Source organism: Bacillus pacificus, from assembly GCF_020861345.1.
Lineage (GTDB): Bacteria > Bacillota > Bacilli > Bacillales > Bacillaceae_G > Bacillus_A > Bacillus_A pacificus.
In genome coordinates this window covers 2709498-2729303 of record NZ_CP086328.1, presented here as the reverse complement: position 1 = coordinate 2729303, position 19806 = coordinate 2709498, and the positions used below count along the sequence as shown (strand labels likewise).

20 protein-coding genes and 1 pseudogene are annotated in these 19806 nt (G+C 32.9%); 18 read left to right on the top strand and 3 right to left on the bottom strand.

The window, feature by feature from the left end; all coding sequences use genetic code 11:
* From LMD38_RS14345 to LMD38_RS14310, 8 genes are all read left to right on the top strand, one after another.
* Positions 1 to 789: an enoyl-CoA hydratase gene (locus LMD38_RS14345; protein WP_000939803.1), complete on the top strand. Its 789-nt coding sequence runs from the start codon at positions 1 to 3 to the stop codon at positions 787 to 789.
* A 2-nt stretch (positions 790 to 791) separates the two neighbouring features.
* Positions 792 to 2333 carry an acyl-CoA carboxylase subunit beta gene (locus tag LMD38_RS14340; RefSeq protein WP_000886752.1) on the top strand — a complete coding sequence of 514 codons (1542 nt, stop codon included), beginning with the start codon at positions 792 to 794 and terminating at the stop codon, positions 2331 to 2333.
* Positions 2334 to 2382: 49 nt separating this feature from the next.
* The gene (locus tag LMD38_RS14335) at positions 2383 to 4323 is read left to right on the top strand and encodes an AMP-binding protein (protein WP_000806485.1); all 1941 of its coding nucleotides are present in this window, start codon (positions 2383 to 2385) and stop codon (positions 4321 to 4323) included.
* A 169-nt stretch (positions 4324 to 4492) separates the two neighbouring features.
* The gene (exsK, locus tag LMD38_RS14330; protein WP_000535567.1) at positions 4493 to 4807 is read left to right on the top strand and encodes an exosporium protein ExsK; all 315 of its coding nucleotides are present in this window, start codon (positions 4493 to 4495) and stop codon (positions 4805 to 4807) included.
* A 119-nt stretch (positions 4808 to 4926) separates the two neighbouring features.
* A complete protein-coding gene (locus LMD38_RS14325; protein WP_062822443.1) occupies positions 4927 to 5466 on the top strand; it encodes a GNAT family N-acetyltransferase in 540 nt (179 codons plus the stop codon).
* 51 nt (positions 5467 to 5517) lie between these two features.
* Positions 5518 to 6078, top strand: coding sequence for a nucleoside/nucleotide kinase family protein (locus LMD38_RS14320; RefSeq protein WP_061182903.1), 561 nt, complete (start codon positions 5518 to 5520; stop codon positions 6076 to 6078).
* Positions 6071 to 6811, top strand: coding sequence for an alpha/beta hydrolase (locus LMD38_RS14315; RefSeq protein ID WP_061182904.1), 741 nt, complete (start codon positions 6071 to 6073; stop codon positions 6809 to 6811). Before LMD38_RS14320 ends, LMD38_RS14315 begins: the two co-directional genes overlap by 8 nt.
* Before the next feature lie 2 nt (positions 6812 to 6813).
* Positions 6814 to 7272 (top strand): DinB family protein, encoded by a 459-nt coding sequence (locus tag LMD38_RS14310; protein WP_061182905.1) that lies wholly within the window; start codon positions 6814 to 6816, stop codon positions 7270 to 7272.
* 58 nt (positions 7273 to 7330) lie between these two features.
* Here LMD38_RS14310 and LMD38_RS14305 read toward each other — a convergent pair whose 3' ends face one another.
* From LMD38_RS14305 to LMD38_RS14295, 3 genes are all read right to left on the bottom strand, one after another.
* Complete coding sequence (locus tag LMD38_RS14305) at positions 7331 to 8347, bottom strand: D-alanyl-D-alanine carboxypeptidase family protein (protein ID WP_016717536.1); 1017 nt, start codon at positions 8345 to 8347, stop codon at positions 7331 to 7333.
* A gap of 181 nt (positions 8348 to 8528) precedes the next feature.
* Positions 8529 to 9686 carry a sensor histidine kinase gene (locus tag LMD38_RS14300; protein WP_001243301.1) on the bottom strand — a complete coding sequence of 386 codons (1158 nt, stop codon included), beginning with the start codon at positions 9684 to 9686 and terminating at the stop codon, positions 8529 to 8531.
* The gene (locus tag LMD38_RS14295; RefSeq protein WP_062822442.1) at positions 9676 to 10371 is read right to left on the bottom strand and encodes a response regulator transcription factor; all 696 of its coding nucleotides are present in this window, start codon (positions 10369 to 10371) and stop codon (positions 9676 to 9678) included. Before LMD38_RS14295 ends, LMD38_RS14300 begins: the two co-directional genes overlap by 11 nt.
* Before the next feature lie 192 nt (positions 10372 to 10563).
* Here LMD38_RS14295 and yqeK point away from each other — a divergent pair, with 192 nt between their 5' ends.
* The 10 genes and pseudogenes from yqeK (at position 10564) to LMD38_RS14245 (ending at position 19790) form a co-directional block, all read left to right on the top strand.
* The gene (gene yqeK, locus LMD38_RS14290) at positions 10564 to 11172 is read left to right on the top strand and encodes a bis(5'-nucleosyl)-tetraphosphatase (symmetrical) YqeK (RefSeq protein WP_062822441.1); all 609 of its coding nucleotides are present in this window, start codon (positions 10564 to 10566) and stop codon (positions 11170 to 11172) included.
* Positions 11173 to 11203: 31 nt separating this feature from the next.
* A pseudogene (locus LMD38_RS14285) lies at positions 11204 to 11860 on the top strand (DUF3885 domain-containing protein).
* Entirely contained in the window at positions 11857 to 12597 is a 741-nt protein-coding gene (mtnN, locus tag LMD38_RS14280) for a 5'-methylthioadenosine/S-adenosylhomocysteine nucleosidase (protein ID WP_153019397.1), read from the top strand. Before LMD38_RS14285 ends, mtnN begins: the two are co-directional and overlap by 4 nt.
* A 16-nt stretch (positions 12598 to 12613) precedes the next feature.
* On the top strand, positions 12614 to 13249 hold the full coding sequence (locus tag LMD38_RS14275) for an SDR family oxidoreductase (protein ID WP_062822438.1): 636 nt from the start codon (positions 12614 to 12616) through the stop codon (positions 13247 to 13249).
* A 102-nt stretch (positions 13250 to 13351) separates the two neighbouring features.
* Entirely contained in the window at positions 13352 to 14200 is an 849-nt protein-coding gene (locus tag LMD38_RS14270) for a GNAT family N-acetyltransferase (RefSeq protein ID WP_062822437.1), read from the top strand.
* Positions 14201 to 14303: 103 nt separating this feature from the next.
* A complete protein-coding gene (locus tag LMD38_RS14265; RefSeq protein ID WP_016717541.1) occupies positions 14304 to 14678 on the top strand; it encodes a hypothetical protein in 375 nt (124 codons plus the stop codon).
* Between the two features lie 170 nt (positions 14679 to 14848).
* Positions 14849 to 17515 carry a M4 family metallopeptidase gene (locus tag LMD38_RS14260; RefSeq protein WP_016717542.1) on the top strand — a complete coding sequence of 889 codons (2667 nt, stop codon included), beginning with the start codon at positions 14849 to 14851 and terminating at the stop codon, positions 17513 to 17515.
* Between the two features lie 182 nt (positions 17516 to 17697).
* Positions 17698 to 18258, top strand: a complete 561-nt coding sequence (locus LMD38_RS14255) for a class I SAM-dependent methyltransferase (RefSeq protein WP_016717543.1) — start codon at positions 17698 to 17700, stop codon at positions 18256 to 18258.
* A gap of 221 nt (positions 18259 to 18479) precedes the next feature.
* Entirely contained in the window at positions 18480 to 19217 is a 738-nt protein-coding gene (locus tag LMD38_RS14250) for a hypothetical protein (protein WP_062822436.1), read from the top strand.
* Between the two features lie 93 nt (positions 19218 to 19310).
* Positions 19311 to 19790 carry an SRPBCC family protein gene (locus tag LMD38_RS14245; RefSeq protein WP_016717545.1) on the top strand — a complete coding sequence of 160 codons (480 nt, stop codon included), beginning with the start codon at positions 19311 to 19313 and terminating at the stop codon, positions 19788 to 19790.
* Positions 19791 to 19806 lie beyond the last annotated feature (16 nt).

Sequence of the window (19806 nt, the reverse complement as noted above, 5' to 3'; positions counted from 1 at the left end):
ATGCTACAATTACAAAATATTTCAGTTGATTATGTAACACCGCACGTTGTAAAGATTTCATTAAATCGTGAAAGACAAGCAAACTCATTATCTTTAGCGTTATTAGAAGAGTTACAAAACATATTAACTCAAATAAATGAAGAGGCAAATACTCGTGTAGTTATTCTAACAGGTGCTGGTGAAAAAGCGTTTTGTGCTGGTGCTGATTTAAAAGAACGCGCTGGTATGAATGAAGAACAAGTTCGCCATGCTGTTAGTATGATTCGTACTACTATGGAAATGGTTGAACAATTACCACAGCCAGTTATTGCTGCTATAAATGGCATCGCACTTGGTGGTGGTACGGAATTAAGTTTAGCTTGTGATTTTAGAATTGCGGCTGAATCTGCAAGTCTTGGTCTTACTGAAACTACACTTGCAATTATACCAGGAGCGGGTGGTACGCAGCGATTGCCAAGATTAATTGGTGTTGGTAGAGCGAAAGAATTAATTTATACAGGAAGACGTATTTCAGCAAAAGAAGCGAAAGAATATGGTCTAGTAGAATTTGTTGTACCAGCTCATTTACTTGAAGAAAAAGCAATTGAAATAGCAGAGAAAATTGCTAGTAATGGCCCTATTGCTGTTCGATTAGCGAAAGAAGCAATTTCAAACGGTATTCAAGTTGATTTACATACCGGATTACAAATGGAAAAACAAGCGTATGAAGGTGTAATCCATACGAAAGATAGATTAGAAGGATTACAGGCATTCAAGGAAAAACGCACACCAATGTATAAGGGGGAGTAAATATGTTAGATCAAAAACAACAATCGAATACATTTGAAGAACGAGTTGAAACGATTAAACAAGGCGGCGCACCAAAATATCATGAACAAAACAAAGCGAAAGGTAAACTATTCGTTCGAGATCGCTTAGCTCTTTTATTTGATAATGGTGAATATGTAGAAGATGCATTATTTGCAAATTGTGAACAAACAGGGTTACCCGCTGATGGTGTTATAACAGCAACGGGTAAAATACATGGTCGTACAGCATGCGTAATGGCGAATGATTCAACAGTAAAGGCTGGATCATGGGGTGCACGTACAGTCGAAAAGATTTTACGTATTCAAGAAACGGCAGAAAAATTACGTGTTCCGTTATTTTATTTAGTTGACTCTGCTGGAGCACGTATTACTGATCAAGTTGAAATGTTCCCAGGGCGCCGCGGTGCAGGAAGAATCTTCTATAATCAAGTGAAATTATCAGGTAAAGTTCCTCAAGTATGCTTGTTATTTGGACCTTCTGCAGCTGGTGGTGCTTATATTCCAGCCTTTTGTGACGTTGTAATGATGGTTGAGGGAAATGCATCTATGTATTTAGGATCTCCTCGTATGGCTGAGATGGTTATCGGTGAGAAGGTAACGTTAGAAGAGATGGGCGGAGCTCGTATGCATTGCTCTGTATCAGGATGCGGAGATGTTTTATGTAAGACAGAAGAAGATGCAATTACACAAGCAAGACAATACATTTCATATTTTCCAAACAACTACTTAGAAAAGACTCCATTAGTTACACCTCAAGAACCGAAACAATTCGATAAAACGTTAGAAGAAATCATTCCAGAAAATCAAAATGCTCCTTTCAATATGAAAGATCTTATTAATAGAGTTATTGATGAAGGTTCTTTCTATGAAGTGAAAAAATTATTTGCTCAAGAACTCATTACAGGTTTAGCACGTATTGATGGTAAGCCAGTTGGTATTATTGCAAATCAACCGCGTATGAAAGGCGGCGTATTATTCCACGATTCAGCTGATAAAGCAGCGAAATTTATTAATTTATGCGATGCATATCATATTCCGTTACTATTCCTTGCAGATGTACCTGGATTTATGATTGGTACAAAAGTAGAACGTGCTGGTATTATTCGTCACGGTGCAAAAATGATTTCCGCAATGAGTGAAGCAACTGTACCGAAAATTTCTATCGTTGTTCGTAAAGCATATGGTGCTGGTTTATATGCGATGGCAGGTCCAGCTTTTGAACCAGATTGCTGCCTAGCATTACCAACAGCTTCTATTGCGGTAATGGGTCCAGAAGCCGCGGTCAATGCTGTATATGCAAATAAGATTGCAGCTTTACCTGAAGAAGAGCGTGATAGCTTCATTGCTGAAAAACGCGAAGAGTATAAGAAAGATATTGATATTTACCATTTAGCATCAGAGATGGTCATTGATGGTATTGTTCATCCGAACAATTTAAGAGAAGAGTTAAAAGGACGATTCGAAATGTATATGAGTAAATATCAAGTGTTTACGGATCGTAAACATCCTGTTTATCCAGTTTAAAAGCCCTATTTAGGGCTTTCTTGCTCAAAAAGTCAAGGAGGGGAAAACATTGAAACAAGCAGTTTGGTTTCCAACAGAAGAGTATAAAGAAAAAACGCGTTTATATGGTTGGATGAAATCATTGGGCTATGAAGATTATGAAACGTTTTATAATAAGTCAATTGAAGAAACAGCTTGGTTTTGGGGAGAAGCTGAGAAAGCAGTTGGCTATCAATGGATGAAACCTTATACAGAAGTGCTAGATTTAGAAAATGGTACGCCATTTGCACAGTGGTATAATGGCGGAACATGTAATGTTGTAGAATCGGTTTTATCACGCTGGCTTGCAGATGATGAAACGAGGACACAACCAGCACTTCAGTATGAAGGGGAAAATGGAACTTCAAAATCATTTACATATGAGGAGCTTGATAGCTGGGTAAGTCGCGTTGCAAACGGTTTGAAACATGCGGGTATTGAAAAAGGTGATCGTGTCACAATTTATATGCCGATGATTCCAGAAACCGTTGTTGCGATGCTAGCGGTTATGAAGATCGGAGCAATTATTTCACCAATATTCTCAGGATTTGCATCTGATGCAGTCATGACACGTGTACAAGCGGCAGGGTCTAAAATGATTATTACTGCAGATGGTTTTTCACGCCGAGGTAAAATTGTTTCATTAAAAGATGAAGTAGATAAAGCTTGTGAGCATTGTCCAACTGTTGAAAAAGTTGTTATCGTGCGTCATGCAGGAAATGATTTTACACCGCATAATTATGATTTCTCATGGAGTACGTTAGAAAAAGAAAAACCATTTGTACATGCTGAAGAAATGCATAGTGATGATCCATTAATGCTCATTTATACATCAGGTACTACTGGAAAACCGAAAGGGACAGTACACACTCATGCTGGATTTCCTTTAAAAGCAGCTTTTGATGCGGGATTTGGAATGAATATCAAACAAGGTGACCGCGTATTATGGGTAACTGATATGGGATGGATGATGGGACCATTTTTATTATTTGGCTCTCTCATTAATGGAGCAACGATGGTTATGTATGAAGGTGTTCCGGACTTTCCAGAAGCAGATCGTTTATGGGAGACAGTTGATAAATATGAAATTACACATCTCGGTATATCACCAACATTAATTCGTGCGTTAATGGCAAAAGGTGATAAGTATGTAAATAAACATTCACTCAAGAGTTTAGAAGTATTTGCTTCAACAGGTGAGCCTTGGAATCCAGATCCTTGGATGTGGCTATTTGAAACAGTTGGAAAAAGTAATGTACCAATTTGTAACTATTCAGGCGGGACTGAAATTTCTGGTGGGATTTTCGGGAACGTCCTTATTAAACCAATTGCACCGATTAGCTTTAACGCTTCTTTACCAGGAATGGCAGCGGTTGTGCTCGATGATCAAGGCAATCCGATTCGTGATGAAGTTGGAGAATTATGTTTAGAGAAACCTTGGGTTGGTATGACGAAAAGTTTCTGGGAAGACGATGAGCGTTATGTGAACACATATTGGTCACGTTTTGAAAATAAATGGGTTCATGGTGACTGGGTTGTTTACGATGGTGAGCAATATATTATTACAGGACGCTCGGATGATACGTTAAACATTGCTGGGAAACGTATTGGACCTGCTGAATATGAATCAATTCTTGTAAAGCATAATGATGTCATAGAAGCTGCCGCGATTGGTGTACCAGATGATGTAAAAGGTGAAGTCTGTCATTGTTTTGTAGTATTAAGAGATAATGTAACATTTACTGAAGAATTAAAGAAAGAATTAATGAGTTTAGTAAACTCTCATATTGGAAAAGCATTATGTCCAAAAGATATTCACGTTGTAGAAGATTTACCGAAAACACGTAATTCTAAAGTAATGCGACGCGTCATTAAAGCCGCTTATTTAGGAAAAGAATTAGGCGATTTATCATCACTTGTAAATCCTGAGGTAGTTCCGTTTATTCAGGGATTGCAGTCTAGTAAATTATAAAATTAAAGCATGTATAAGGTGAACTGACCTCTAATTGTTAGAGGTCAGTTTTTATATATACAGGATAATTTAGTACATGTGTTTGTTTTTTCCTTTCTATGTTTTTGCCTCGTACACTTTAAAGTTAGTGGACATACTATATTAATAGAAATGATTAGGGGGTGAGATTTTGGGTTCTCGATTTAATAATTGTAAAAAGAAGTGTACATGTAAACAGGATGATTGTTGGGATGTTTTCGAAGAGTGTAAAAAAGAACATGAAGAGCAAAATAAAAAATGCGATTGTTGCTGTGTACAAGGAATTAGAGATGAGCTGAGAAAGTTAGTAAACAGATCAGTGCGCATTACAACAGGAACTAATAATTATGCAGGAACTGTTTCTTCTGTCACTTGTGATGTTGTAAAGCTTGCTAATAGTGCTGGGGTAGTTACAGTAATTATTTCAGTTTGTAAAATTGAAGCAATTGAACCATTGCTAACATAAGAAACATGGCATAACTGAGCTATGTTTTTGTAAAGCCATTCTTATGAATGGCTTTATTTTCATTTCGTATAAAAGGAGAATATATTCTATATATAGAAATAAGTTTGAGGATATATAGAATGGTGTATGAAAGGAGAATGAAGTTGATTAAATTAGAACCTTTTAAACAATTCGATTTCAAACAATTAATAAACTGGATTGATTCCGAGGATTTTTTAATACAATGGTCGGGAAATGCATTTACATATCCTTTAAATGAACAGCAATTAGAAAAATATATAGAAAGTGAAAATACACTTGCATTCAAAGTAATAGATGAAGAGACTCAAGAAGTAGTTGGTCATATTTCACTTGGGAAAATAGACAATATAAATAAATCTGCAAGGATTGGTAAAGTACTAGTTGGTGATACGAAAATGAGAGGACGTTCTATGGGGAAGCATATGATGAAAGCAGTACTTCATATTGCATTTGAAGAATTAAAACTACATAGAGTAACGCTTGGTGTCTATGATTTTAATACGTCAGCCATTTCATGTTACGAAAAAATAGGATTTGTAAAAGAAGGCTTATTAAGAGAGTCGAAAAAAGTAGGCGAAACGTATTGGAATTTATGGGAAATGAGTATGTTAGAATATGAATGGAGAGCTAAAAAATAATCATTTCCTATAATTATATTATGTTAATTAAAAGAGGGTTGGGGGAAAATTATGAATAAAAAGACGAAAATCATTACAATTGCAGCTGTTTCAGGGGGAGGTAAAACTACTGTTACAGAAAGATTAACTTATAAGTTAATAAATTCAAAAGCTCTATATTTTGATAGCTACCACTTTGATAACTGTCCTGCAGATATTTGTAAATGGATTGATGATGGAGCAAATTATGATGAATGGGTACTCAAACCATTAATTAAGGATATTCAGCATTTTATACGAGATAGTAATGTAGATTATATTATTGTAGATTATCCTTTTGCATACTTAAATAGTGAAATGCGGCAATTTATTGATGTAACTATATTTATAGATACGCCTTTAGATATTGCGATGGCTAGAAGAATTTTGCGAGATTTTAAGGAAGATACAAGGAGTGAAATACATAATGATTTAAAGCATTATATAACATATGCTAGAAAAGCTTATTTGGAGGCGCTTCATACTGTAAAGCCAAATTCAGATATTGTTTTGGATGGATCTTTATCTGTAGATGAAATAATTAATCAAATTGAAGAGGAACTTAATCGAAGAGAAGTGATCGTCGATGGTTAAAAGTATAGAAAAATATGTACAAGTTGATGATTTTAGAATGTATTCAAGAGTATTTCAAGGAAAGAAGTTGCAGCCAGTTATTATAATGGATGCAGGTTATGGCGATTATTCAAAGGCATGGGAGCATATTGCTGAAGAACTGACTGAATTTGGGACTGTACTTACATATGATCGAGCGGGATTGGGGAAAAGTGGGGTTAGTTCCAAACGACGTATTAGTTCTGAAATGATAAAAGAATTAAGAAGTTGCTTAGAGAAATTGCAACTGAAACCGCCTTATATTTTCATAGGACATTCTTTTGGCGGTATAAATGCACGTTTATTTACGACTTTTTATCCCGAGAATATGATGGGAGTAGTTTTAGTTGATTCGACACCAGAAAATTATAAAGAAGCTTTTTTGCCGATCATGTCTCCTGAATTTCAAGAAGCTTACTATAAACAATTTGTACATGAAAGTTCTTATGAAGAGTTTATGTTTAGTCTAGGTGAAGCAGATAAACATTGTCAGTCGACGAGAGATATTCCACTCGTCGTGTTAGCTGCTGGTAAAAAAGCTTTTTATTCGCAAGATGCACAAATAAAATGGTTACAATTGCAAGAAGAATTATTAAGATTATCAAACAAAAATAAACTAATAATTGCAGAACAAAGTGGTCATTATATTCAAAAAGATGAACCACATTATATGATAGATGCTATTAAGTGGATAATTGAGGTAGGGGAGGGATAAACGTGTACACTTTATTTCGATACAATTGGCAAGTAAGAGATGATTGGTTTAAGTGGTGTGAGCAACTTTCAGAGGAAGAATTACTCCGCAAACGTGTTGGTGGTGTTGGAAGTATTTTAGAAACATTATTTCATATTGTTGATGTTGAGTATAGCTGGATTAATGCGCTTCAAGAAAAAGAAGATCGGGCACCGCAGTTTAAAGAGTATCAATCTATCCAAAAAGTGAAAGCGTTATCTGATTTATATAAAAGAGAAATAGAAGATTTTTTACAAGTATGGTCAGCTAACTTAGAAGGTAAAATATTAAAAGCTTCATGGACAGATAAAACATATACATATGGTGAGGTCTTAAGGCACGTAATTGTACATGAAATTCACCATATCGGTCAGTTATCTATATGGGCGAGGGAGTTAAATCTTCAGCCTGTTTCAGCGAGTTTAATTGGGAGAGGACTATAGATTTATAAAACAGCTTGCACTGAAAATGCAAGCTGTTTTATATATATAAGAAGATTTCCTAGTTGAAATCCTCGGATTTTTTCTGACGTATATGTAAGAACATTAAAATTGTTATAATGAAGAAAATTAACAATGTTTGTATAATCAAATTTTTAAACTGAAGCAAAACTGCCCAAGATGTAACAGCATCTTTAAACGCTTGGAGTGCAGAGTATGAAGAAGGATCAAAGCCGTACTGAAGTAACTTTTTTGTTTCAATAAAAGTACTGTTTTCATTTTCGGCGTCTAATATTACTGAAATAAGTCTAGTATCTCCTCGTTTTGCTGTACTGACAAAACTATAATTACCATTAGTTGAAAAACTAGTTTGTAAGCCATCAACACCTTGGTGTTTAATGTTTTTATTAAGGGAATAAATCATTTTATTGGTGTTGAAAACTTTCGTATCTTTGAAGGTGAACTGGTAAGAGGTTAGTTTTGTAACGTTCAGTACATCTGGAAAGTCTGTTACTAATTGTGTTGCTAGTTTAGCAACTTCAATTGCTGTTGTAGTTGAAAGTTTATTTGTATCGTTATTCATTCCAGTAGCGTTTAGAAACGGAGATGATTGTGATAACTTTAGGTGTTTTGCTTTTTCATTCATTAACTGTGTGAATTTATCTTCGTTTCCAGCGATGTGTTCTGCAAGAGCAAGTGCGGAACGATTATTTCCTGTCAATAACAGTGTATGAAGTAAATCACGAACCGTCGTTTTATCTTTCGAAGTTACTTGTATAGGACTCGTTTCTGCTCGGAAAACTTCGTTACTTATTTTTACTACTTCATCTAACTGTATAGTTCCTTCATTTAGTTGTTCCAGTGTGATATATTCAGTCATTAATTTAGATAAAGTAGCTGATTGTATAGGAGTTTCTTCATTTTTTTTATAAACAACTTCACCAGAATGAGCATCTATTAAAATAGCTGATTTAGCTTGAATAATTGGGCCATTTACATAAAGGTAAAAATATAAAACGATAAGTGCGGTAATAAAAAAAGATAATAATAAAATAGCGAATTTTTTTAAGAATTGCATAAGCGATCCTCCTATTATGACATCGATAATAATATTGTAAAAAGGAATGCTTAATTAGGAAGAAAGAAAAGGTAAAGAATTTCTAAAGAATTATAAAGGATTATTAAAATTTGGATGTTGCTGGAAAATGAAAGGTCCAATTTCTTATATCGTAAGAAATTGGACCTAAAATTAAGCTGTATTAACATTTATATGGTTGTAGTTTTACAGTGAATGTTGTTTTTTTGTCATCACTATACACTTCAATTGTTCCTTTATGCAATTCGACAATACTTTTTGCAATTGCCAATCCGAGTCCAGATCCACCAGTGTTTGTAGAGCGCGATTTCTCAACGCGATAAAAACGTTCAAAAATATGAGGTAAATCGGTACTAGGAATAGGTTGGCCGTAATTGGTTATATCGATTGCGATCATATTATTACTTTCATAAGCAGTAATATCAATATAATCACCATCGTTACCGTAAGCGATAGCATTAATAATTAGATTTTCAAATACGCGCACTAATTTGTCTCCATCAGCTAATACCATTAACTTCTTTGATGGGAAAAAGGGGCGACAATCAATATTAGCCTCTTGAAGCTGTATTCGAAATTGAACGGTTAATTGTCCAAGAAGTTCTACAATATCAATAGGGACAGAATATAAACTTAATTCTTTATTTTGAACACGTGTATATTCAAACAAATCATTCATTAATGCATTAAGACGAGTTACTTTATCGTAAATGACTTGTATATAATGTCGTAATTCTACTTCATCTCTATAATTATCATGGTGGATTAAGTTCACGTATCCAACTATAGAGGTTAGAGGAGTGCGTAAATCATGCGATACATTTGTAATAAGTTCGCTTTTTGCTTGTTCTGCCTGTCTTTCTTCATCAATCGAGACTTTCAATTGTTCAACAATTTGATTAACCCCGCTTGCTAACTCTTCTAGATAATTATGGTTTACGATAGAAACTTTATGATTGAAGTTTCCATTTGCAATATAGCGAATCTCTTCTATCATTTTTTTAATACAAGTTTCATAGTAAAGCTTTCTTTCATGACGATAAAAAATGTATAGGTAGGATGAGAAAATAGAAAATAAAAATAAATAAGAGACAATCATCATCCATAGAGATTCTTTTATTCCCTTATATTTTTCATAACCAAAAATTCTAATGAATTCTTTGCCAAGTTCACTTAACGTAAGCGAACTCTCAATTACACTCGTAACGAGGCGATATATAATTAATTCAGTAATAGGGGTGAGTGTGATAGCTAATAAGAGCCAAAAAATAAGTTTCCATTTCGGGATATCTTTTAATATATCAAATGCTTCATTTCTCAATTTTATAGCCTACTCCCCAAACAGTATGAATAAATTTTTCTCCATTCATTCCTGTTTCAAGCTTATCTCGTAAATTACTAATGTGGACCATTACAGTTTTATTTGAACCATAACCATCTTCATTCCAAACACGTTCAAATATTTCTTCAGAACTAAATACTCTTCCTGTATTACTCGCAAGTAAATATAAAATATCAAATTCAATAGATGTAAGTTTAATATATTCTCCATTTACTTTAACAGTATGATTATGTTTGTGAATTTCAGCAGAACGAATGCGAATCATACCATCTTCATTTTTTGGAGAAGTAGCATTTTGGAAAGATGATCTTCGTAGTAAAGCTTTCACTCTAGCTACTAATTCTAATGGATTAAATGGTTTAATCATATAATCATCGGCGCCTGTCATAAGTCCTAATATTTTATCCATATCTTCTGCTTTTGCACTCAGCATAAGAATAGGTACAGTATTATTTTCACGAACTTCTTGGCAAACTTCTAATCCATTTCGTTTTGGCATCATAATATCCAAAATCATAAGGTCAACTTCATATGTAGAAATCATTTGTAATGCTTCATCGCCATCATATGCTTTATAAATGTTATAGCCTTCATTTCGCAAATAAACAGCAAGTAATTCAACAATCTCTTTATCATCATCAATAATTAATATATTTTTATTCATTATGTAGTTCCTTTCCTTACAAATCATTAACATTACTATAATATCAAACATTTATGTGTTTTGTAGCAATGATTCCACATAAAATTTCATGTAACGTATAAAAAGGGATTAAAACATTCATAACGAATACAAATAAAAAGGATATCTAAATGAAACGTTATATTGAAAGTTTGGAAGAAGGGGGGACTTAAGATGTTATATAAAGATATTTATTCATTTACTCCGACTGGAAAAATTGAAAATGATTTAAAAGTTTTTCTATTAAAATACAAAAAAGAACTTACATACAAACATTCAATTCGGGTGGCAAATGAAGCGCGAAAAATTGCGATTAAGTATCATGAAAACGAGGAAAAGGCAGCAATGGCAGCATATTTACATGATATTAGTGCAATCTTTCCGAATGAAGAGCGGGTTGAAGTTGCTGAAGAATTTGGAATAGAGATATTACAAGAGGAACGAGAATTCCCGATGATTATTCATCAAAAGCTGTCGAGAATAATTGCAAAAGAGATATTTAAAGTGGAAGATGAAGAAATTTTAAATGCCATTAGTTGTCATACTACACTGCGTAAACATGCAACGAAGATGGATTTAGTGTTATTTGTTGCTGATAAAATAGAATGGGATCATAATGGGACACCACCTTATTTAGTAGAAGTAAAAAAAGAATTAGAAAAATCTTTAGAACATGCTGCTTTTGCATATATTTCATTTTTGTGGGAAAGAAAAGAAACGTTGAAAGTTATACATCCTTGGCTAAAAGATGCATATTGGCAGTTAAAAGAAATTGTAAAGTAGAAAGAATATAAAAATATAGTTAAAAGAATATATGAATCAAATATTTCCTGGAGTTACATTAGTACCACATATATACATTCAGTGGGAAAATCATTTACATTTTTATTTTTGGAAAGGGAAAGGCCTATATGTAGAACGAACCGACGATGTAAATATGAAATACTTCACTCAACTTTATACATATAATAAATACTTATTTGAAAATATATTTTCAAAAGAAGATGAAGTGTTTTTAGTAACAAATGTTTATCGATTTAAAAAGGAAAATGTGAAAAATCTGCAGAAAATAAATGTATACAATAGTTTTATTAAAAAGAGGGATTTAAATTTCAAGTTAAGACAAGAAACATTACCTTTTCTATTTGAAGATGAAGAAGCTGATTTATATTGTACATATCAATTTTCATTAAAATGTTTTGCTAGCGATATAAAGTATAACCAGCTTATTCAAGTTGCAAATCATGAAGATTTTCCAGGTTTTTATCCTCGTTTGGACGCAAAAAAAGAAATTTCTTATTCAGATGTATTTCTCATATATGCAACAAAAGATATTATCATGTGTATTTACGATGATAGAGGATGTAAAGTAATTGCGAAGAATAAAGAAACAATATGAAATTTATATGAGAAATATAAAAAGTGGATTCTAGATTATGAACGAGAAAGTATAGATACCTTATTTAAATGACAACAATGGGGGAAGTGAAACGTGTAATGAAACGTATTGCAATCGTATCCGCATGGGAACCAGAACTTACGTATTTGCATCAATATTATCCAAGTAAACGTATTGAAAAAAGAGCAGCTTGGGAATTTCATTTTCATACTATAAATGATCTGGAAATTATTTCAGTTATAACTGGAGTTGGGAAAGTAAGCTGTGCAAGTTGTGTACAATTATTAATAAGTGAGTTTCAGCCTGATGAGTTGTTTATGACAGGGATATGCGGAAGTTTATCAAATAAGGTGAAAAATGGTCATATTGTAGTAGCCCTTAATGCAATACAACACGACGTTACTGCTGCTGGTTCAGGCGAAGATGTTTTTAACTTATATAATGGTAGAACAGCACCTATTGAAACAACAAAATCGCTTGTAAGGAGAATAAAAAAAATACGATCTTATGATTCAATCCATTTCGGTACATTTTTATCTGGAGATCAACGTATTCGTAGTTCAGAAATGAGATATTTACTTCATACTGTATACGGAGCATTGGCGGTTGATCAAGAGGTCGCAGCTTTTGCTTATGTATGTCAAATCAATAAGAAGCCTTTTTTATGTTTAAAAGCTGCTTCAGATCAAGCAAATGATAAAACAAAAGAGGAACAAAAAATATTTAAAATGTTAGCATGTGAACGGGCTTGCGAGCATTTAATTGCTTTTTTACGTGTGTATGAGATTAATGTAGTAAATCATAGATAGTAAGAGGGGTTTAATATTGGAAAGTACAAATAAAATAGCTATTTTGGGTGCAAACGGAAAAGCTGGGAAATACCTTGTAAACGAAGCTTTAAAAAAGGGATATGAAGTAAAAATATTAACGAGAAATTCTAATAATATGACGATAACTAATGAAAGTATAGAGCCTATTACTGGGGATGCACGTGATTTTTCCTCAATACGCGAATTACTTAAAGGGTGCCAAGTTGTAGTTAATGCGGTAGGTCAACCGAAAAATGAACCTTACATTTTTAGTGCAGTAACGAAGCATGTTTTAGAAGCGATGAAGGAGTTTGAAATTAAAAGATATATTCTAATTTCCGGAGGTTCTTTAAATGTTACGGGAGATCAGAAGGGAATGGTAAATAAAATAGGAGCTACCTTATTTAAATTGTTTTTACCAAAGATGATGCAAGATAAATATAAAGAATTACAAATTATCCAAAATAGTGAGGTAGATTGGACAATTGTTAGATTACCATTTGTTATAGAGGGAAATGGTATTGGAAGTATAAAAGAGAGTTTATTTGATATGCCAGGAATTAAAATACAAAATGGCGATATTGCACCGTTTGTTATAAAACAAATTAATAGTGATAGATATGTAGGGAAGTGTCCGTTCATTTCAAATTAAGGGATAGAATTAAAAGTTAAAGAATGATGGGGAAAGTGGAATTAGTACATTTTATGTATTTGTATGTTAAGTTTAACACGAGTAAGTGGGGGATAATTTTATATGATTCAATACAAAAGATGCAGTGAAGTAAATATAGATTTAGTGTATGGGGCTTTTAGGGATGGGTTTTCAGATTATATTATTAAGATGGAAGTTTCAAAAGAAGATTTTATAAAAAGGTTTTTTGGAGCAGAAGGGAATTCGTTAGAACACTCGTTTCTTGCTTTAGATGGTGACAAGCCAGTTGGTGTAATACTTAGTGGTATTAAGGTTTATGAAAGTATAAAAACAATGCGCTGCGGAACATTAGCAGTTCATCCGAATTACCGTGGTATTGGTGTGAGCCAAAAGTTATTTGAATTACATAAAGAAGAGGCGATTCAAAATGAGTGTAAGCAACTTTTCCTTGAAGTCATTGTAGGCAATGACCGGGCGATTCGTTTTTATAATAAATTAGGCTATGAAAAAGTGTACGATCTATCTTATTATAATTTAAAAGATATGACTAAAATAATACATAAAGAATGTAAGGGAATTGAAGTAAAACAATTAGAATTCCCTGCTTTTAAAGTTGAAATTCAGAAATGGTTACACTTCCATATAAACTGGCAAAATGATATGGATTATATCGAAAAAACAAATCATACATTTTATGGCGCATATGTCGATAATGATTTAAAAGGTTCTATATGTATAAATGAACAAGGTAAAATTAGTTTTATTTTCGTAGACAAAGAGTATAGAAATCGTGGTATTGGATCAAAATTATTACAAGTAGCAAGAGATGAGTTGAATTTAGAAAGCTTATTAATTAGTTTTCCAAACAACAGTTTACTGGAAGGGTTTTTAAAGAAAACTGGATTTGAAAAGAATTCTTTAGCACAATATGAAATGTATGTATTACTGTAAAAAGCGAAAGAAGTTATTCTTTCGCTTTTTATTTTTGTACTATACTGATATTTTACTTTGTATAATATTCTTTTTTTATGTAGAATAGATAGGAGGGGATAAAATGAATAACGGATTAAAGCTTAAGATTGTTGAGTTGCATTGTTTCGTTCAAAAGACTTATTCTGATATGAAAATAGCATGTGATATTGCTATTTATCAAGAAAACACTTCTAAATATTTAGTTTCATTAGGATTTTTAAATAAATCATATATGACTTATATAGAAGCAAGAAGATTTTATCGTGAAAATGAAGAACTTGTAAGTGTAGAATTTGATAATTTCTTTCATACATATGATATATTAGAACAGGAGTTAAAAAAAGTTATTTCAACTGAAGATAAGAATCCTTCATTGTTACATAGTAGATTTGATCAGTTTCAGCAGAAAGTTGAAAATATAAATGACCTAATAAAAGTATTGCAAAATGCTCGTTAATGAATGCTTTTTTCTGTTTATATAGAAATTATGCATTAAAAATATATTAGGGATATTACATATTGAAGGGATGACTTTTGTTGATTACAAAAGTCATCTTTTTATGATAGGAATAAATTGTATGGATTTTAGCAGTTTCATATTTTAGAAAATTATACGAGGAAAATAACATGAAAAATAAAAAAGAAATAGCTATAGTTGCATTAACAACAGGATTAGCTTTAGCAAGTGTAACACCATATGGGGTAGGTTATGCAGAGGAAATGGTTCAAATGCAAGTTGATGTTCAAGAGGATTCGTTTCGTACCGGTGAACTTACACAACCATCACAAAAGACGCCAGAGAATGTAGTGAAAGATGCACTTAAGGAAAAGACAGAGCATGCTTTGTCTCCAAAACAAGTTAGTGGAGACAAAGGGGTAGATTACAAGGTTCTTCAAAAACGTAGTTCATATGATGGGACGACACTTTTGCGTATGCAACAAATATATGAAGGAAAAGAAGTATATGGACATCAATTGACTGCTCATGTAGATAAAAAAGGTGTTATTAAAAGTGTTTCAGGAGACAGCGCACAAAATTTAGCAAAAGAAGATTTAAAGAATCCTATTAATTTATCAAAAGAAGAAGCAAAACAATATATTTATACGAAGTATGGAAAGGATATTCAATTTATTTCTGAGGCAGAAGTTAAGGAAGTTATTTTTGTTGATGAAAATCGTGGGCAGGCTACAAATGCATATCAAGTTACATTTGCAGCTGCCACACCAAACTATGTATCTGGAACTTATTTAGTGGATGCTCATAGTGGTGATATGTTGAAAAATATGGTGCAAGAGTCAGATTTAAAAGTAAGTGAAGAGCGTGTTGAAGCTATTCAGGAGAGTAAAAAAAGTAATTTTAAATCATTAACCGGGACTGGAAAAGATGATTTAGGAATAACTCGTACATTTGGTATTTCTGAACAAAGTAACGGGAAGTATGCGCTTGCCGATTATACAAGAGGGCAAGGAATTGAGACGTACGATGTAAATTATAGAGATATTACTTTTGAAGATAAATATTATCCTGGTATATTAGCAACTAGCACATCAACAACATTTAATGACCCAAAAGCGGTAAGTGCTCATTTCTTAGCGACAAACGTATATGATTTTTATAAAGACAAATATAAGCGTAATAGTTTTGATAATAACGGAAAAAAAGTAGTTTCAGTTGTACATGCATGGGATTCAGGAGAAACAAATGATCCTAAAAATTGGGGGAATGCATTTAGCGCTAATATTAACAATGTTAGTATGCTTATATATGGTGATCCAATGGTTAGAGCGTTTGACATAGCGGGCCATGAATTTACACATGCGGTTACATCTAGTGAATCTAATCTTGAATTTTTTGGAGAATCCGGGGCAATTAACGAGGCATTATCTGATATTATGGGAACGGCTATTGAGAAATATGTAAATAATGGAGAATTTAATTGGACAATAGGAGAACAAAGTGGATCCGTTCTCCGTAATATGAAAGATCCATCTTCAGTCAAATTTTTTGATGGAGTACCGTATCCGGATGATTATAGTAAATTCAGTGATTTAAACGGAGAGGATAATGAGGGCGTTCATTTTAATTCAAGTATTATTAATAAAGTCGCATATTTAATTGCACAAGGTGGTACTCATAACGGTGTAACTGTAAATGGTATTGGTGAAGATAAAATGTTTGATATTTTCTATTATGCAAATACTGATGAATTGAACATGACTTCTAATTTCTCTGAATTAAGATTAGCGTGTCTTAAAGTTGCAACAAATAAATATGGGGCAAATTCCATTGAGGTTGAAACGGTCCAAAAAGCTTTTGATGCAGCAAAAATTAAAGGACCAGTGAAAGAAAACGAAAAAACTGAGGCAAACCAAGTCCCAGAGCTAACAGTACCGCCAACAATTACACTACGTGTCGGTGATAAGTTTGACCCAATGAGCAATATAAAAGCTATTGATAAAGAAGATGGTGATTTAACAACTCGAGTAGAACATAAAGGTGATGTAGACACTTCTAAACCAGGCAAATACATTGTGGAGTACTCTGTCGTTGATTCTCAAGGTGGGAAAGCAACGGTAACACGGACTGTAATTGTAGAGGGAGATGGAGAAACATCAGATCTAAAACCTACATTAACAGTTCCTATTGCAGCGACAATTACTGTAGGAGAATCATTCGATCCGATGGCAAAAGTAAAAGCTATTGATAAAGAAGACGGCGATCTTACTTCTAAAGTAAAAGTTGAGGGGGAAGTAGATACCTCTAAAGTCGGTACTTACATAGTAACGTATATAGTTACAAATTCTAAAGGCCATGAAGAAATTGCGAAACAAACTGTAACAGTCACAGGTAGAGAAGAAGTTAAGAATGACATACCAATACTAAAAGTACCTTCTACAACTACAATTACTAAGGGAGATGAATTCAATCCGATGGTAGGTGTATCAGCTACGGATAAAGAAGACGGTGATCTTACTTCTAAAGTAGTATATAAAGATATTGGAGATACCACTAAAGCTGGTACTTTTGAAATAATATATAGTGTGACAGATTCTGTAGGTAATAAGGTACATGCAATACAAAAAGTATTAGTGAAGGATACAGACGCTAGCAAAGCTAAAGGTAGTACTAATAACGGTAATATCCAAAACAACAGTAATTTCGATAAAAAAGAATCTACATATAAAGAGCTTCCAAACACGGGGGGCAGTACAACTAACAGTACAACAATGGGCTTATGGATGGTTTTTGCAGGTATAGTGTTCACTTTAGTTCGCAAATTTAGAAAAATATAAAAGTAGATAGTACAGCTTATTCGTTTGAAGAATAGAGTACAAAAATAATTGTGCATCATGAACTGTTTTCATAACTCATTTTTGTTAAAGCAATCACCATTTTTTCTTAATTTATTTTAGAAGGTAGAATAATAGTAAACATAGAATATATTAATAATTAAAATGTTTACGAGGTGAAGGTGATGGCAATAAAACAAGACGAAATTAAAGTAGTAGTCGGAGCAGGGGTGTTTAATAATAATCCTGGATGGATACAAACGCAAGAAAATGAACTTAATTTACTAGATAAAGCTACGTGGGAAGAAAGATTTGAATACAATTCTATTTCAGCTATCTTAGCTGAGCATGTATGGGAACACCTTACGTTTGAAGAAGGTGTAAGAGCTGCTGAAATTTGCTATGAATTTTTAAAGCAAGAGGGGCATATTCGGTGCGGTGTTCCTGATGCATTTTTCCGAGATGAGGCGTACCAAAAGATAGTTCAAATAGGTGGACCTGGCCCAAAAGATCACCCAGCAGCAAGTCATAAAATTGTCCATACCTATAAAACACTAATGAAAATGTTTGAAACTGCTGGATTTGAGGTAGTTTTACTTGAATATTGTGATGAAAATGGTCAGTTTTATTATAATGAATGGGATGCAAACGACGGTGTTATTTTCCGTTCGAAAAGGTATGATTCTAGAAATAAAGGTGATAAACTTGGTTTTCCATCGTTAATTGTTGATGCGATTAAACGATAAGTTTTTCAAGTAAGTAGATTTAGTATAATAATTTCATGAGTCATAGCGTTTCTTTATATGCTGTAATTCTATGTTCGATGAAAATGAGAACGCAACATAAGGGGAATTCCTTAAAGTTGCATAATATGAATTAAATTGAGCATAAGAAATATAATACTAATTATAAAATTGGCAGAAAGTAGTCTTTCTGCTTTTTATTTTGCAAAGGGGATGAATATACTATGCAACCTATAAAACAAGTGGCATTAACATGTATTACTCATGATCCAACAGGGAGCTTATTATCTGCAATAAAAGAATTAAAAGAGGAATTGTCAAACTTAAATTATGATGAGAAATATATAACAATTAGTAATGTAACACCAAAAGAGATTGTAAAAGAACTAGAGGAAAGTAACTTCCATATAAATATAGTAGAAAAATTAGGTGTAGGGAATGCGCGTAGGGATTCTTTAAAGTTTGTTAGTAACTATGATTATGATTACTATCACTATTGTGACTTTGATCGTTTGCTAACTTGGATTAAAGAATATCCAGCTGAACTTAATTCCTTCATTCAGAATATAGTAGATGTAGATTACTTAATCATTGTCAGAACAGAAAAAGCTTTTCAGACACATCCTGAAGAATGGCAAGTTACAGAATCAGTATCAAATAAAATTATGTCATTACAATTAGAGAAACAAGTAGATATTACAGCTGGTTCATGTGCGTTATCAAAACGAGCAATTGATTACATAATAAAATATTCTAAATGCAGAATGACTGATGGAGAATGGCCGATGATTATAAATACTTTTACAGATTTTAATATTGGTTACATTGCAGTAGAAGGTTTAAAATACGTGAACAAGCTTAACCAAGATAATCTAGTTGATCCGATAAAAGCATGGTCAACTAGATTAGAGCTCTCATATATAATAAGTCAATCCATTTTGGAGCTAACAAAAACCTCTTAAATTAATGGGGTGTAATAGTGATTTCTTTTTTAATTGAAATCATGTAAAATAAAGAACATACATTCGTTTTGACGAAAAGGGGGTTAATTAATAATGTTAGCAGTAATAGAGAAACAAGGTAATGAATATGTAGTGCAATTTGAGCGTTATTTTTCATATTCAATAGAAGAAGTTTGGTCTGTTTTAACAGAAAACAGTAATTTGAAAAAATGGATGTCTAATTTACAAATCGAAAGCCTTAAAACAGGTGGAATAATCAAGTTTGATATGATGGACGGTTCATTTATAAATATCGATATTTTAGAGTGTCAAGTAAACGCAGTGCTTGAATTTACTTGGGATAAAGACTGTGTACGATTTGAAATACATAAAGAGGAAAATGGTACTCTTTTACTTCTTAAAGAATACATTCATGAGTTAACAGATCATACTCCGAAAGATATAGCGGGTTGGCATATTTGTTTAGATCTTTTTTCCTCCGTACTAGAAGGGAAAGAAAAAGAATTTTCTAAAGATGAATGGCAACAGTGGTTTGAAATATATAAAGATAAGGTTCTTGAATTAAGAGTGTAATCAACTTAAAGGTTAT

Coding starts and splice junctions, on each gene's coding strand:
- LMD38_RS14345 (WP_000939803.1), top strand. CDS start 1: ATGCTACAATTACAAAATATTTCAGTTGATTATGTAACACCGCACGTT.
- LMD38_RS14340 (WP_000886752.1), top strand. CDS start 792: ATGTTAGATCAAAAACAACAATCGAATACATTTGAAGAACGAGTTGAA.
- LMD38_RS14325 (WP_062822443.1), top strand. CDS start 4,927: ATGGTGTATGAAAGGAGAATGAAGTTGATTAAATTAGAACCTTTTAAA.
- LMD38_RS14320 (WP_061182903.1), top strand. CDS start 5,518: ATGAATAAAAAGACGAAAATCATTACAATTGCAGCTGTTTCAGGGGGA.
- LMD38_RS14315 (WP_061182904.1), top strand. CDS start 6,071: ATGGTTAAAAGTATAGAAAAATATGTACAAGTTGATGATTTTAGAATG.
- LMD38_RS14305 (WP_016717536.1), bottom strand. CDS start 8,347: ATGCAATTCTTAAAAAAATTCGCTATTTTATTATTATCTTTTTTTATT.
- LMD38_RS14295 (WP_062822442.1), bottom strand. CDS start 10,371: ATGAATAAAAATATATTAATTATTGATGATGATAAAGAGATTGTTGAA.
- yqeK (WP_062822441.1), top strand. CDS start 10,564: ATGTTATATAAAGATATTTATTCATTTACTCCGACTGGAAAAATTGAA.
- mtnN (WP_153019397.1), top strand. CDS start 11,857: ATGACAACAATGGGGGAAGTGAAACGTGTAATGAAACGTATTGCAATC.
- LMD38_RS14270 (WP_062822437.1), top strand. CDS start 13,352: ATGATTCAATACAAAAGATGCAGTGAAGTAAATATAGATTTAGTGTAT.
- LMD38_RS14265 (WP_016717541.1), top strand. CDS start 14,304: ATGAATAACGGATTAAAGCTTAAGATTGTTGAGTTGCATTGTTTCGTT.
- LMD38_RS14260 (WP_016717542.1), top strand. CDS start 14,849: ATGAAAAATAAAAAAGAAATAGCTATAGTTGCATTAACAACAGGATTA.
- LMD38_RS14255 (WP_016717543.1), top strand. CDS start 17,698: ATGGCAATAAAACAAGACGAAATTAAAGTAGTAGTCGGAGCAGGGGTG.
- LMD38_RS14250 (WP_062822436.1), top strand. CDS start 18,480: ATGCAACCTATAAAACAAGTGGCATTAACATGTATTACTCATGATCCA.
- LMD38_RS14245 (WP_016717545.1), top strand. CDS start 19,311: ATGTTAGCAGTAATAGAGAAACAAGGTAATGAATATGTAGTGCAATTT.